The sequence below is a fragment of the Streptomyces cyslabdanicus genome (genome assembly GCF_052663305.1).
In genome coordinates this window covers 22,822-35,691 of the sequence record NZ_JBQRUW010000015.1, presented here as the reverse complement: position 1 = coordinate 35,691, position 12,870 = coordinate 22,822, and the positions used below count along the sequence as shown (strand labels likewise).

Here is a 12,870-nt window from a genome sequence, read left to right as displayed (position 1 = left end):
TGATGCGGAGAAGTACGAGGGCGACCACAGGTGCCCGTGCATGATGGCGCGGTTGATCTGGCCGGCGAACTCTCCCCCAGCCTTCGGCCGGGAGGTACCCCCTGCCGTATCCGGCGGGCGGAAACGCCCTTGAGGCTGTTGACCAGCTTGGAGACGGTGACCTTGGGCGGGTAGTGCACCAGGAGGTGGATGTGATCGCGTTCGCCGTTGAACTCCTTCAGCTCCGCCTCGAAGTCCTCGCACACCTTGCGCATGATCTCTTCGCAGCGCGTCAGCATCTCGTCGTTGAAGACGCCGCGCCGGTACTTGGTCACAAAGACCAAGTGCACATGCATCGCCGAGACAACGTGCCTGCCACGCCTGTAGTCGTTCTCCTGATCCACGAGACCAATCGAAGTAGGGTCGTGGTCATGCAGCTCCGCTACAACTACCGGGCCTACCCGGACGCCTCCCAGCGCCGTGCGCTGGCGCGTGCGTTCGGGTGCGCCCGCGTCGTGTGGAACGACTGCCTGCGCGACCGGAAGGAAGCGCACGCGGCAGGACTGCCGTACCCGAAGTCGGCAGATCTGTCCCGACTGCGCATCACCCAGGCCAAGCGCACCGAAGAACGCGCCTGGCTCGCCGACGTGTCGGCGGTCGTCCTGCAACAGTCCCTGCGGGACCTGGACACCGCCTACCAGAACTTCTTCGACTCGATCAAGGGCAAGCGACAGGGCCACAAGGTCGGCCCGCCCCGGTACAAGTCGAAGAAGGACACCCGGCAGTCGATCCGCCTCAACACCAACGCCTTCTCCCTGAAGGAAGACGGCACGGTGTACGTGGCCAAGGTCGGCCATCTCAAGGCCAGGTGGTCCCGTCGGCTTCCGGCGGCGCCCACGTCCCTGACTGTCACCAAGGACAGCTGTGGCCGGTACTTCCTCAGCTTCGTCGTGGACACCGAGCCGGACATCCTCCCCGAGTTGGAGACGGAGTCCGGTATCGACCTGGGCCTGTCCGCCTTCGCCGTCCTGTCCGACGGCAGCAAGATCGACAGCCCCCGCTTCCTGCGCCGGGCCGAGAAGAAGCTCAAGCGCCTTCAGCGGGAGCTGTCCCGCAAGGTGAAGGGATCGAAGAACCGGGCCAAGGCCCGTATCAAGGTCGCTCGCCAGCACGCCAGGGTGGCGGACCGGCGCCGGGACTGGCACCACAAGGCTTCCACACAGATCATTCGCGACAATCAAGCGGTGTACGTGGAAGACCTCGCGGTGTCCGGCCTCGGGCGCACCCGACTCGCCAAGTCCGTGCACGACGCGGGATGGTCCGCGTTCGTCGGCATGCTGGAGTACAAGGCGGTCAAGCACGGCCGCACCTTCGCCAAGGTGAACCGGACCTTCCCGTCCTCTCAGATCTGCTCGGCCTGCGGATTCAGGGACGGACCCAAGCCCCTGCACGTCCGGGAGTGGACGTGCGGCCAGTGTGCCACCGTGCACGACCGTGACCACAACGCAGCACGCAACGTCCTCTTCGAAGGACGCCGAATCGTCGCCACCGGATGGGTGGAGACGCTAAACGCCTGTGGAGTGCCGGTAAGGCGGGCACACGTGCCCGCACAGCGCGTTGAAGCAGGAAGCCCCCGGAAGAGTCAGACGACCCAGGCCGGAATCCCTGGACTTTAGGCCAGGGAGCACGTCAAATCCATCGCAGCGCGGGAACCCCGGCCGGGCGCTCGGGAGATCGGGCCCGGTACCCGCTCTCGCGGCCGTCTGTCCCCAGAGTTGGCCGCTCCCCCTTGTAAGACAAGTCGAGTAGGACGGCCGCAACTTCTCCGGCGGTCGGCGCCAACGCCTGGAGATCGCCCGCGCATTGGTGCGCCGGCCCAGCACCCTCGTGCTCGACGAGGTCACCAGCGCCCTGGACGCCGAGACCGAGCAGGTCGTGATGGACAACCTGCGGCGGCGCGGCTGCGCCTGCGTGGTGACCGCGCACCGGCTGTCCACCGTGCGGGACAGCGACGAGATCGTCGTGCTCCAGCACGGCACGGTCGTCGAACGCGGCCGGCACGGGGAACTGGTGGCGCGCGGCGGCGCGTACGCGGCGCTGGCCAGGGAGCGGTGAGATGACGGCAGCGGACGAGCCGGACCTCGTACTCGGCGCGCTCGGCTCCCTGGGCACACCGATCGACTGCTCGGGCCTCAGCCGGCTCGACCTGGCGGGGCCGCAGGTGCCGTGGCTGGTCGCGGCCGGAGCGGTGGACCTGTTCGCGGTCGACGCGGCGCAGCAGGGCCACTGGCACCACCTGGGCGGCTGCGGCAAGTCGACGCTGCTGAGGCTGCTGATCGGGCTCGACCGGCCGCTGTCCGGCAGTGTGCTGTACGACGGCCAGGACCTGGCGGCCCTGGACCAGTCGGCCGTGCGCCGGCAGTGCGGGGTCGTGCTCCAGCACGCGCAGCCGTTCACCGGTTCGATCCTCGACGTCATCCGCGGCACGGAGCCGTGCACGGCCGAGGAGGCGATGGCGGCGGCCGAACTGGCGGGGCTGGCGCGGGACATCGAGCGGATGCCGATGGGCCTGCACACGCTCGTCTCGGGAGGCGGCGCGGTCTCCGGCGGTCAGCGGCAGCGGCAGCGGCAGCGGCAGCGGCAGCGGCAGCGGCAGCGGCAGCGGCAGCGGCAGCGGCAGCGGCAGCGGCAGCGGCTGATGATCGCGCAGCCCCTGGTGCGCCGGCCGCGGATCCTCTTCTTCGACGAGGCGACCAGCGCGCTGGACAACGACACGCAGCGCACGGTGATCGAGAGCACCCGCAAGTTGAACGCCACCCGCGTCGTCATCGCGCACCGGCTGTCGACGGTGCTGGACGCCGACCGGGTCGTGGTGATGGAGGACGGCAAGGTCATCCAGCAGGGACCGCCCGCCGACCTGCTCGCGGACACGGAGGGGCGGCTGCACGAACTGGTCCGGCGGCAGATGGCGTGAGGGCCGGCCCGGACGGTCCGGTCCCGGCCCGGGTGGCTCAGCCCTGGCCCGAGCCGTTCAGTCCTGGCCCGGGACGGGCGCCCCGGAGGGGAGTCCGGCGGCGATGTACGCCTCGTAGCAGGCCTTCCACGAGATGTGGGCCCCGCCGTGTGGTCCCTCGGAGCGCTCACCGCGCGCCCTGGCGTCCAGGGCGGCCAGGCAGACCTCCCAGCCGGCGCCGGTGCGTGCGGCGGTGTTCTCGGCGGCGAGAACGTCGGTGAGGGTGAACCGGGTGTGCCCTTCCTCGGGTTCGTCGAGGTCGAAGTGGAGTTCACCGCCGCCCCACTCGAAGGACAGGTGCCGGGGCGGGTCGACGGCGAGCACCGTGCCGGTGAACTCCTCCGCGCCCGACTCCCCGCGGAAGGCCACGGTGCCGCCGGGCCGCAGGTCCGCCTCGGCGCGGAACGGGAACCACCGTGCGAGTTCGTCGGGATCGGTCACCATGTGCCAGACCCGGTCCACGGGGTGGCCGTAGGCGCGGGTGAAGCGCAGGGCGGGGCGGCCGTCGGTGAGCCGCAGGAAGGTGCCGGTGAGGTCGGTGGGCATGGGGATCAGTCCTTCGGGGTCTGCTCGGAGGGGTCCTCGGTGTCTTTCGGCGCCGCGTCCGGGTGCCGCGCCCGGGGCGTCGACGGTGCGGCGCCGCGGTGTGCCAGGGGCCGGCGGGCGGCCCCACTCCGCCCGCCGGCCCCTCGTGCGGAATCGCCCGGTCCCCGCGGCAGGGCCCGCACTCCCCAAGCGACGGGTCCCGTCTGGTGTGCGCGGGGAACGCGCGATCCCGGCTCTCAGAACGCGAAGACGCTCGTCGCCGAAGCGTTCTTCACGCACTCGTTGGCATAGGTGCGCTCGTAGGTGACACGCCTGCCCTGCCAGACGCCCTGGGCCGTGACCACGACGGGGTTGTACTCCCTGGTGCACGCCACCCGGTCACTCGGCGTCAGCGCGCCGAAGTCACCCTCCGCGCCGCTGAGTTCCGCGCACGCTTCGCGCGCGGCCGGGTGGGTGCCGAAGGGCGTCGGCGCACAGCTCAGGGTGACGGCGCGCTCCGGTACGGCATGCGCCGCGGCGACGCCGTGGCCCACGGTGAGCACCAGGGCCGAGGGAGCGCGGAGCGCGGCGGTGGCCGGCGCGGTGAGGGGCCCGCAGACGGCGGTGGCCGTCAGGCCGAGGGTCACTGCCCAGCGCGCGGTGTTCCGCATCGCGTTCTTCCTTCCGCTGGAAGTCGTCGGGTGCAAGTCGTCGGGTGCGGGACCGGCCGGTTCGGTGCCGGAGCCCGTGCGGGAGTCTGCCGAGTCCGCGACGGAAACTCACGTCGAACCCGCGGGTTTCGGTAACCTTGCGTATTGAATCAGTGGCGTGAAGTCACGGAAGGCCGGGGCGACAACCCTTTGCCCACGGGCCTGCCGATCATCGAATCCGGCCGAATGGCCTGTTTCCCGCGCCCGTCGATCGTCCTGAAACACTCCCGTTCCCCTCCCACTCCACTCCGCTCCCGCCGGGAAGACGGGAAGGGCTGGGCGAAGGATGGAGGATTCATCCACCGATGGCGTGAAAGATGGACGAACCGTCCTCTGGTGCGGTGCACGCGCGGCGCCTTAGCGTCAGCGGACCCCCGAGGACGGTGCCCTTCCCGCCGCACACCCCGCGCCGGCGAGCCCCCGTCCACCCGCCGCGCCACCACGCGCTCCACCGCCGTCCTCCGATGGAGCCCCCATGTCCCCGCAGCAGTCACCGCAGGCCCAGCCGCCCGCCCCCTCCTCCACCGCGCAGTCCCTCACCGAGGTCGAGACCCACGGCATCGAGCGCATCCCCGACGCCGACCGCTCCGCCCAGCCCCTGGACCTGTTCCGCATCGCCTTCGGCGGCGCGAACACCTTCGCCACCTGCGTCCTGGGCGCCTTCCCGATCCTGTTCGGCCTCTCCTTCTGGCAGGGCCTGGCGGCCACCGTCCTCGGGGTCGTCGCGGGCGCGCTGATCCTGTGCCCGATGGCGGTGTTCGGGCCCGTCAACGGCACCAACAACGCGGTCTCGTCCTCGGCGCACCTGGGTGTCCACGGCCGTGTGGTCGGCTCGTTCCTGTCACTGCTGACCGCCACCGCGTTCTTCTCCATCTCGGTGTGGAGCTCAGGCGACGCCCTGGTCGGCGGCGCGCACCGGCTCTTCGGCCTGCCGCGCGGCACCGCGTCGTACGCCGTCGCCTACGCGCTGTTCGCCGCGCTGGTCCTCGTGGTCTGCGTCTACGGTTTCCGCTTCATGCTGTTCGTCAACAAGATCGCGGTGACCTCCGCGAGCGTGCTGTTCCTGCTCGGCGCGATCGCGTTCGCCGGCGACTTCGACCCGGGGTACGCCGGTGTGTTCACCGCCTCGGCGGACGCGGCCACGCGGTCCATGTTCTGGCCGTCGTTCATCGGCTCGGCCCTGATCGTGCTGTCCAACCCGGTGTCCTTCGGCGCGTTCCTCGGCGACTGGTCGCGCTACATCCCGGCCGACGCCCCGCGCCGCCGGGTGGTGGGCGCCGCGTTCCTCGCGCAGATCGCCACCCTGCTGCCGTTCGTCTTCGGTCTGGCGGCGGCCAGCATCATCGCCACCAAGGCCCCCGCGTACGTCGACCCCGCGGCCCCCGACTTCGTGGGCGGGCTGCTCGCGATCTCGCCGAGCTGGTTCTTCCTGCCGGTGTGCCTGCTCGCGCTGATCGGCGGCATGTCGACCGGCACGACCTCCCTGTACGGCACCGGACTTGACTTCGCCTCGGTGGTCCCGTGGCTGTCCCGGGTGCGGGCGACCGTGCTGGTCGGCCTGCTGGCCTTCGCGTTCATCTTCGTCGGGCGGTTCGCGCTGAACCTGGTGCAGTCGATCTCGACGTTCGCCACGATGATCGTCACCTGCACCACGCCGTGGATGGTCGTGATGATGCTCGGCTTCTACACCCGCCGCGGCTGGTACGACCCGGACGCGCTCCAGGTCTTCAACCGGCGTCAGCGCGGCGGCCGGTACTGGTTCACCCACGGCTGGAACTGGCGCGGCCTGACCGCCTGGTGGGTGTCGGCGCTCGTCGGGGTGCTGTTCACCAACATCCCGGGGCAGTTCGTGGGCCCCCTGGGCAACCTGGCGAACGGTGTCGACATCAGCCTGCCGCTGTCCCTGGCGTCGGCCGCGGTGCTGTTCCTGGCGCTGCTGTGGCTGTTCCCGGAGCCCCGGGCGGTCTACGGTCCCGAAGGGCCGCGGCTGGCCCGAGCGGTCGACGTCCCGGTGCCCCCGGTCACCGGACCGGGCGTGCGGGACGGCGGTGCGGCGGCGGTGCCCGCCAAGGCCGGCTGAGCCGACGGCCGCGGCGTTGTCAGACCCCACCGCTACGTTGGCGGCATGACCAATTTCGTGATGGTGGCGGGCGCGTGGCTGGGTGCGTGGGCGTGGGACGAGGTGGCGCCGGCCCTGCGGGAGGCCGGGCACGACGTCCACGCGCTCACCCTCAGCGGCCTCGCCGAGAAGAAGGACCTGCCGGCCGGGCAGCAGACCCACGTCGAGGACATCGTCGGCCACGTGGAGCGCCACGACCTGCGGGACGTCGTCCTGGTCGGGCACAGCTACTCGGGCATCCCGGTCGGCCAGGCGGCCGAGCGGATCGGCGGCCGGCTGCGGCGCGTGGTGTTCGTCGACTCCAACGTCCCGGTGGACGGCAAGGCGTTCGTGTCCGGCGTCGGCGGCGACCACGTCCGGCGGGAGCTCGACGCGAACAACGGCTCCTGGCCGCCCCTGCCCCCGGACGAGTACGCCGGCCAGGAGCTGACCGACGAGCAGATCCAGCGCATCGTCACCGAGGGCACCCCGCACCCCGGCGCCTCGCTCACCGAACCGGCCGCGCTCGAACGCCCGCTGGGCGAGCTGCCGGCGACGTACCTCAAGTGCCTGCTGGACGGGACCGAGCCGATGCCCGCCGTGGCCGAAGTACTGAAGAGCGAGCACTGGGAGATGGTCGAAATGGACACCGGCCACTGGCCGATGTTCTCCCGGCCCCGCGAACTGGCGCAGGTCCTGGTCGAGGCCGCGGCCCGGGACTGACGAGCCGGCCGTCCGCTCCCGGAGGTGCCGACCCGCGCCTACCGGCCAGTGTCGTCGGCTGACGCGCGGGACGAACGACTTCGGGAGCGGACGGATGGCGAAGCACTGGGCGGACTTCCAGTACGAGATCGCTGGTTCATGGCCGAGTGCCGCCGCTGCGGCCGGAGAGCCTCACCGCTTCGGCATGGCGCACGAAATGAGTTTCGCGGATCGCTGCATGCTGGCACCCTCAACTGATCTGCCCACGGTGTGTGACGAAGCCTCCTGAGCCGCTGAACAGCATTGGACCCCCGGATGACACCAGCGCGTGTGCGAACCCTGCTCCGCGATCGCCGATACCGGATGTTCTGGCTCGGCCAGGCCACAAGCACTCTTGGCAACCAGCTGACCATCGTCGTCCTTCCGGCGCTGGTAGTACCCAGCAGAGGTGGCAGCACGTTCGGCCTTCTGCTCGCCGTCGAGTCCATGGTCATGGGCGTACTGCTTCTCCTCGGGGGAGTCGTCGCCGACCGCTACTCCCGTAGCCTCGTCATGGCGGCCTCGGACATCTTCCGCCTCGCTGGCGTCAGCGGATTTCTGCTCTTCGCCACCCGGGGCCCTCTTGCCCCTCTGCTCGTCGCCGCAGCCCTCACCGGGGCCGGCGCAGCGCTGTATGAGCCGGCGCACCGTGCGGCACTGGCCCAGATCGTTGGTGAAGACTTGCGGCAACAGGCCAATGCCCTCGACAGCGCCACCAAGAGGGTGGGCGGATTGATCGGGTCGCTGCTGGCTGGTCTGCTCCTCGCGAACATCTCACCGCCGAGCACGCTCCTGGTCGATCTGTTGACCATGTCGATCAGCCTGGTGACGTTGGTGTGGCTGCGGCTCCCCCGCGTCAAAGCCGTCCAGGAACAGCAAGGACAAGGGATGAGCGCGGTGTTCGCCGAGGCGAAAGCCGGGCTGGTCGAGGTCCGACGCCGTCCGTGGGTGTCAGCGTTGATGCTGCAGGGCACGGCTCAGGTCTTCTTCCTCTTCGGCCCCAACTACGTCCTGGTGCCGATGGTCAGCCAGGAGCGGTACGGCATCGAGGCTTTTGGCTGGGTAAGTGCCGCCACGTTCGTCGGATCGGTACTCGGCTCCACAGTCGGCGCCAAGGTCACTTCCAAGCGCCCCGGCCTGTGGGCCATGAACGCATTGACTCCGTGTCTGCTGACGCCGGTGTGCTTGATGGTCGAGGTGCCACTGTGGGGCTTTTGTGCGGCAATGGCAGTTGGTTCCGTCGGTGTCGGGTGCTTCATGGTCCTTTGGTACAGCGCGCTGCAGAACGAGTTCCCCGAAGAGGTGCAGGGTCGGGTCTTCGCTGTGGAGGCCCTGGCGAGCTTCGGTCTGCAGCCCGTCGCTCTGGCCGCCGCTCCCCTGCTGGTTGCTCTGATGGGCATCACACCGTTCGGGGTTCTGGCGGTGATCATCCTGCTGACATCCACCTACGCCGTGCTCTTTGTGCCCGGCACCGTCCGGCTTGCGTCGCCTCGAGGTGTCAAGGACCGCCTCGACCAGTCGGCACTGACCGCTACTTCGTGAGGAGCACCCAGGACGTGACTCAGCTTCGCTGTACCGATATCGCTCACGCGTACGGGAGTCTCACCGTTCTGGACGGTGCGGATCTGTCGATCTCGGCCGGAGAACGCGTGGGCATCGTCGGCCCGAATGGAACGGGAAAGTCGACCCTGCTGCGGATAGCCGGCGGTGACCTGCTGCCGGACAGCGGGACCGTGACCCGCGCACCGGTGTCCACCACGGTTGTCCGCCTGGCCCAGGAACGGGACTCGCACAACGGCGAGGCGGTGGGCGACTACCTCGCTCGCCGCACCGGCGTCGCGCAGGCGCAGCAGGAGCTCGACGCCGCCACCCGGTTGCTGGAGCGGCAGTTGCCCGGCGCGGACGACGCCTATGCCGAAGCATGGGACAGGTGGCTCGCGTTGGGTGGTGCCGACCTTCCCGAGCGCGCCGCCGATGTGGCGGCCGACCTGGGGTTACGGCTGGATGCCCGAGCCACGTCGGAGCTGTCCGGCGGGCAACACGCACGGCTGGCGCTTGCCGCCGTGCTGTTGGCGCAGCCGGACATCCTGCTGCTGGACGAGCCGACCAACGACCTTGACGACGACGGTCTGTCCCGGCTGGAACACCATGTCACGCACAGTCGGGCAGGTATCGGGCTGATCAGCCACGACCGCGCCTTCCTGGCGGCGACGGTGGACACGATCGTGGAACTGGACGAGTTCACCCGCCGCACCAGCGAGTACGGCGGCGGCTGGGACAGTTTCGTCGTCGAGCGCGCCGCCGCCCGGCAGCGCGCAGTCGACGCCTATGCCACCTACGAGACCACCCGGCAGCAGCTGACCGATACGGCCCGGGCCCAGCGGGAGTGGGCGCGTCAGGGTGCGGCCCGCGCCGTCAACCCGCGCCGGCAGCCCGACGGGGACAAGTTCCGCAAAGCCTCGCGGCTCGCCGGCGCGCAGAACACGGGTGCAGCTGCCGCCAAGGCGGAGCGTGCCGTGCACCGCCTTGATGCCGCGGCCCCCGAGCAGGTGAGGGAAGCGTGGCGGCTGCAGTTCACGATCGCCGAGGCCGGCACGCCGTCCGGTACGGCACTCTCCCTGCACGGAGCAGTCGTGCGGCGCGGATCGTGTCACCTCGGTCCCTTGGATCTCGAGGTCGGCTTCGGTGAACGTGTGCGGATCGCCGGCCCCAACAGCAGCGGCAAGACCACGCTGCTGAGCGCCCTGCTCGGCCGCCTGCCGCTTGCCCAGGGCACGCAGCACACGAGCGCCGCTGCCCAACTGGGCGAGGTGGACCAGACACGGGCCCTGCTGGACTCCGAGCGGTCCCCCGCCGACATTGTCGGCGAGGCAGCCGACATGGAATCCGCCCAGGCCCGCACCCTGCTGGCCAAGTTCCGACTCGGCAGGGACCTTGCCCTGCGACCGGCATCGTTGCTTTCCCCTGGTGAACGCACCCGAGCCGGACTCGCACTGCTGCAGGCACGCGGTGTCAACTGTCTCGTCCTCGACGAGCCCACCAACCACCTGGACATCGAAGCGGTGGAACAGCTCGAACAGGCCTTGGCCTCGTTCGCCGGCACACTGCTGCTGGTGACACACGACCGGCGCCTGGCCGACGCCGTCCGCGTCGACCGCACCCTCCATGTCAGCGACTACCGGCAACCGTGAGCTGCTGCCGCGCCGACTTCTGGCGGCCCGGACGTCCAACTCGGCGGTGACGCTCCACGCGGCCGAAGAGATCATCCCTGTCCTGCGAAGCCTCGGCTGCCAGGAGCTGTCAGTACGTCACGGTGATCCGCCGTGCCGGGCCGTCCACGCTGACCAGGCCGCCGTACGGGATCACCAGCTGGGGATCGGTGTGCCCGAAGTCGACGTCGAAGACCGCCATGGTCCGCGGGGCGTAGGCCGCAAGTGCGCGCAGTACCGCCTCGCGCTGCTCAGCGGCGTAACGCCGCCTGGCGTCAAGGCTGTTCGGCTGCTCGAAGGACCATGCCTTGGCTCGGCCCATCAGCAGGGCGGGAAAGCGGGCCAGCAAGCCCCGCTCGCCCATGTTGCGCAGGATGCGGAAGACCTCCTCCCCGTTCGGCAGCTCCTCGGAGGTCTCCAGGAACAGCACGCCGCCCTCGTAGGTGGTGGGATCGCGTTCGATCTCGCGGTCGGCCATCAGCAGCCAGGAGAGGATCTCGAGGTTGCCGCCCCAGGTCCGGCCCTCGACGATGCGCTCGGGCTGGTGCCAGATCCAGCCGTCGGCGGGCTGCGAGTCCGGTTCCGCGTCAAAGGTGGCCGGGTCGGCCCAGTCGCGGTCGGTGTCGCGGTAGCGCTCGGCGGGGCGGAGCTCGTACGGGCCCGAGGTGAACAGGGCCGCGCGTACCGAGTGGGCGGTCAGGGGGTGGAGCGCGTACGGACGGCCGAGCTCCGTCATCACGCCGGCCCCGTGGTAGCCGACGATGCCCAGGTTGTACAGGAAGATCAGCAGATTGGTGTGGTCGCTGTACCCGAAGAACGGCTTGGGGTTGGCGCGGATCAGGTCGCGGTCCAGCAGGGGGAGCACGGTGATCTGATCGTCGCCGCCGATACTGGCCATCACCGCCTTGATCGTCGGATCGGCGAAGGCGGCGTGGATGTCGTCGGCGCGCTCCATGGGGGTGGAGCCCATCTTTCGGGTGGTCGGGTATTCCACCGGGTGCAGACCGAACTCCTCACGCAGCCGCTTGAGTCCCAGCTCGTGCGGGAGCGGGAGGAGCCCCGGGAGGCCGGAGGAGGGGGAGATGACCGCTATGCGGTCGCCGGGCCTGGGCTTGGGTGGATACACGGGTGGTCTCATGCGGGTGAGGGTAGGAGCCCGACTTGCTGTTGCTCACCTCTATTTCCGGCGGGGTGCTCCACCCGTCGATCACCTGCCGGTGCTCCCGGCAGCGCCCACAACGCCGGTTGCTGACCGGCAGCAACGTGCCGTCAGATCCGCGGCGGCCGGCATCCGTAGCCTGCCAGGGCAAGCCCGATGTACGTACGTAGCCCTGCCTGAGTGGCCGCAAGGCCGTAAGCGGCCAGATGCTCGCCGATGTCACCCATGTCGGGGTGAGGCTTGTCCTCCACGGCGAGCTGCCGGACCACTGTGGCTGTCAGCAGACCGGTTTCCTCGGCGACCTCTCGAAGAACCGCTTCTTCCAGTCCTTGGAAGTCCTGCCCCACTTCTCCCGGGACGGTGAAGCGGGGAGCCAGATACTAAGGCTGATTGATAAGGTAACCTTAGCATGTGGATGATGACCTGGACCCCGACGAAGTCGCCTCATTCCTGCTGGCCGGTATCAGCGCGCTGGTACGACGGGTACGCCAAGTACCCGTCGACGGCGGACTCACCATGCCCGAGCGGACCGCGCTGTCGCGCCTGGATCGCTCAGGCCCCACTACCTCCTCGGCGTTGGCCCGCCAGGTGCAGATCACAGCGCAGGCCATGGGGGCGACACTCAGTGCGCTGCGGGCCCGTGGGCTGGTCGAACGCCACCCGGATCCGAACGACGGCCGGCGCATGGTGCTGTCCGTGACCGACGCCGGTGCGCAGGCGCTGAAGGACAAGCGCAACGCGCGGGCCGAACTCATCGCCCGGTCCCTGACCAGCGGCGCGTTCACCCCCGCTGAGCTGGAACAACTCGCATCGGCCGCACCGCTGCTGGAGCGGCTGGCCCAGAACATCTGACCCCGGCGGAAACAGGGGAGCGCACCGATGACGGCTTCTCCCAAGACGCGCATCCCGCGCCGCCCGGACGGCGACCGGTACAAGTGGACGACGCCCGGCGAATACGACCGCCGCCGTCTTCGTGTCCACGCTGGACGGCTCGATCGTGCTGATTGCCCTGCCGGCGAGCTTCCGCGGCGTGCACCTGGACCCGCTGGCCCCGGGCAACATCGCCTACCTGCTATGGATGATCACGGGCTACCGGTTGGTCCAGGCAGTCCTGGTGGTCACGGTGGGTCGCCTGGGAGACATGTACGGTCGGGTCCGGATCTACAACTCCGGGTTCGCGGTCTTCACCTTCGCCTCGGTCCTGCTGTCCCTCGACCCCTTCGACGACGGCCACGCGGCGATGTGGCTGATCGGCTGGCGGGTGGTGCAGGCCACCGCCGGCACACTGCAGCAACCTCCCCCACACCCTCACCGCCGGCCTACGGCGGCCCAGCAACAGATCCTGACCGGACGTGAATTCTTCCCGCACCCGCTCTCCGGGCCTTTCCACTCCGGCCTGGTCATCGCGTTCGCCTTCGGCGCCGCCCTCGCCTTCC

At 69.8% G+C, this 12,870-nt stretch carries 11 protein-coding genes and 3 pseudogenes; 9 read left to right on the top strand and 5 right to left on the bottom strand.

Translation table 11 applies throughout. From position 1 onward, the window contains the following. Window positions 1-335, bottom strand: a 335-nt coding sequence (gene tnpA / locus ACTYVM_RS10370) for an IS200/IS605 family transposase (protein ID WP_445525624.1), incomplete at its 3' end; no start/stop codon positions are given. 75 nt (window positions 336-410) lie between these two features. On the opposite strand from tnpA, the gene ACTYVM_RS10365 reads away from it, so the two are divergent. The 3 genes and pseudogenes from ACTYVM_RS10365 to ACTYVM_RS10355 form a co-directional block, all read left to right on the top strand. Next, window positions 411-1,655 (top strand): RNA-guided endonuclease InsQ/TnpB family protein, encoded by a 1,245-nt coding sequence (locus ACTYVM_RS10365; RefSeq protein ID WP_445525621.1) that lies wholly within the window; start codon window positions 411-413, stop codon window positions 1,653-1,655. 133 nt (window positions 1,656-1,788) lie between these two features. After that, window positions 1,789-2,094: pseudogene (locus tag ACTYVM_RS10360) on the top strand (ATP-binding cassette domain-containing protein); the annotation flags it as partial. 187 nt (window positions 2,095-2,281) lie between these two features. Further along, window positions 2,282-2,953 (top strand): annotated as a pseudogene (locus ACTYVM_RS10355) (ATP-binding cassette domain-containing protein); the annotation flags it as partial. Window positions 2,954-3,010: 57 nt separating this feature from the next. Here ACTYVM_RS10355 and ACTYVM_RS10350 read toward each other — a convergent pair. Beyond that, window positions 3,011-3,538: an SRPBCC family protein gene (locus ACTYVM_RS10350; RefSeq protein WP_445525620.1), complete on the bottom strand. Its 528-nt coding sequence runs from the start codon at window positions 3,536-3,538 to the stop codon at window positions 3,011-3,013. Between the two features lie 236 nt (window positions 3,539-3,774). Beyond that, the gene (locus ACTYVM_RS10345) at window positions 3,775-4,188 is read right to left on the bottom strand and encodes a subtilase-type protease inhibitor (RefSeq protein WP_445525619.1); all 414 of its coding nucleotides are present in this window, start codon (window positions 4,186-4,188) and stop codon (window positions 3,775-3,777) included. 514 nt (window positions 4,189-4,702) lie between these two features. Between ACTYVM_RS10345 and ACTYVM_RS10340 the strand changes: the two genes are divergently transcribed. The 4 genes from ACTYVM_RS10340 (at window position 4,703) to ACTYVM_RS10325 (ending at window position 10,257) form a co-directional block, all read left to right on the top strand. Beyond that, window positions 4,703-6,307, top strand: a complete 1,605-nt coding sequence (locus ACTYVM_RS10340) for a purine-cytosine permease family protein (RefSeq protein WP_445525618.1) — start codon at window positions 4,703-4,705, stop codon at window positions 6,305-6,307. 45 nt (window positions 6,308-6,352) lie between these two features. Continuing rightward, on the top strand, window positions 6,353-7,048 hold the full coding sequence (locus tag ACTYVM_RS10335) for an alpha/beta fold hydrolase (protein WP_445525617.1): 696 nt from the start codon (window positions 6,353-6,355) through the stop codon (window positions 7,046-7,048). A 309-nt stretch (window positions 7,049-7,357) separates the two neighbouring features. Further along, window positions 7,358-8,608, top strand: coding sequence for an MFS transporter (locus ACTYVM_RS10330; protein ID WP_445525616.1), 1,251 nt, complete (start codon window positions 7,358-7,360; stop codon window positions 8,606-8,608). A gap of 14 nt (window positions 8,609-8,622) precedes the next feature. Then, window positions 8,623-10,257 (top strand): ABC-F family ATP-binding cassette domain-containing protein, encoded by a 1,635-nt coding sequence (locus tag ACTYVM_RS10325; RefSeq protein ID WP_445525615.1) that lies wholly within the window; start codon window positions 8,623-8,625, stop codon window positions 10,255-10,257. A gap of 109 nt (window positions 10,258-10,366) precedes the next feature. Here the strand turns inward: ACTYVM_RS10325 and ACTYVM_RS10320 are convergent, their stop codons facing one another. Next, on the bottom strand, window positions 10,367-11,413 hold the full coding sequence (locus tag ACTYVM_RS10320) for a S66 family peptidase (protein ID WP_445525614.1): 1,047 nt from the start codon (window positions 11,411-11,413) through the stop codon (window positions 10,367-10,369). A gap of 131 nt (window positions 11,414-11,544) precedes the next feature. After that, window positions 11,545-11,811, bottom strand: a complete 267-nt coding sequence (locus tag ACTYVM_RS10315; RefSeq protein WP_445525623.1) for an NUDIX domain-containing protein — start codon at window positions 11,809-11,811, stop codon at window positions 11,545-11,547. 34 nt (window positions 11,812-11,845) lie between these two features. Here ACTYVM_RS10315 and ACTYVM_RS10310 point away from each other — a divergent pair, with 34 nt between their 5' ends. Together ACTYVM_RS10310 and ACTYVM_RS10305 are read left to right on the top strand one after the other, a co-directional pair. Next, complete coding sequence (locus ACTYVM_RS10310; protein ID WP_445525613.1) at window positions 11,846-12,286, top strand: MarR family winged helix-turn-helix transcriptional regulator; 441 nt, start codon at window positions 11,846-11,848, stop codon at window positions 12,284-12,286. Window positions 12,287-12,313: 27 nt separating this feature from the next. Further along, window positions 12,314-12,722, top strand: a pseudogene (locus tag ACTYVM_RS10305) (MFS transporter); the annotation flags it as partial. Between the last annotated feature and the right edge of the window lie 148 nt (window positions 12,723-12,870).